Raw genomic sequence first — 956 nt, forward strand, 5'->3', positions numbered from 1 at the left:
CGGCTCATCACCGCGCCGGTACACCGAGCCGGGGAAACGAGACGAGCTCATGGCAGGTCCGCGGCGCAGCGGAAGCCGATGTTGCCGGTCGAGCTGTCCGGGGTGTTGCTGGTGCGGGCGGCCACACGGTAGCGGTTGCAGTAGGAGTCGTGGCACAGGTGGCTGCCACCGCGGGTCACCCGCGCCTCACCCGATGGCGGGCCCGTCGGATCCGTCCGCGTCTGCGGCCGCTCGGGCGCGTGCCAGGTCGTGGACCACCAGTCCGCGCACCATTCCCACACGTTCCCCGCCACCTCGTACAGCCCGTACCCGTTCGGCGGGTACGACTTCACCGGCGCGGTCCCGTCGTGGCCGTCGTCGCCGGTGTTCACCGTCGGGAAGCGGCCCTGCCAGATGTTGCACCGCCACCGGTTCTTCGGCACCAGCTCATCACCCCACGCATACGTCGCCCGCTCCAGCCCGCCACGCGCGGCGTACTCCCACTCCGCCTCGGTCGGCAGCCGCTTCCCCGCCCACGCCGCATACGCGGCCGCGTCGTTCCACGACACGTGCACCACCGGATGCTGCGGCCGGGTCGCCACATCCGACCCCGGCCCCTCCGGCGCCCGCCAGAACGCCCCCTGCACCGCCCGCCACCACGGCGCGCCCGGCACCGCCGCGTCCATCACGTGCCGCGCCTGCTCCGGCCCGATGAACAGACCGAACACGAACGACCACCCGAACCGCTCCGCCTCGGTCACATAGCCCGTGGCCTTCACGAACGCGGCGAACTGACGGTTCGTCACCGTCGTGGCATCGATCAGGAACGGCGACACCCTCACCGCCCGCACCGGACCCTCACCATCAGCGGGAAACGCGTCCGGATCGTCACCACCCATCCAGAACCCACCACCCGCGAGCCGCACCATCCCCCGCGCCACATCCTTGACCTCGCGCACCGGCGGCACGAACGGCAG

At 71.9% G+C, this 956-nt stretch carries 1 protein-coding gene; it reads right to left on the reverse strand.

Going from position 1 to position 956, the window contains the following annotated elements; all coding sequences use genetic code 11:
• Positions 1–47: 47 nt before the first annotated feature.
• Positions 48–956 (reverse strand): formylglycine-generating enzyme family protein, encoded by a 909-nt coding sequence (locus E1212_RS29120; protein WP_131989032.1) that lies wholly within the window; start codon positions 954–956, stop codon positions 48–50.

Source organism: Jiangella ureilytica (assembly GCF_004348545.1).
In the GTDB taxonomy this organism is placed as follows: domain Bacteria; phylum Actinomycetota; class Actinomycetes; order Jiangellales; family Jiangellaceae; genus Jiangella; species Jiangella ureilytica.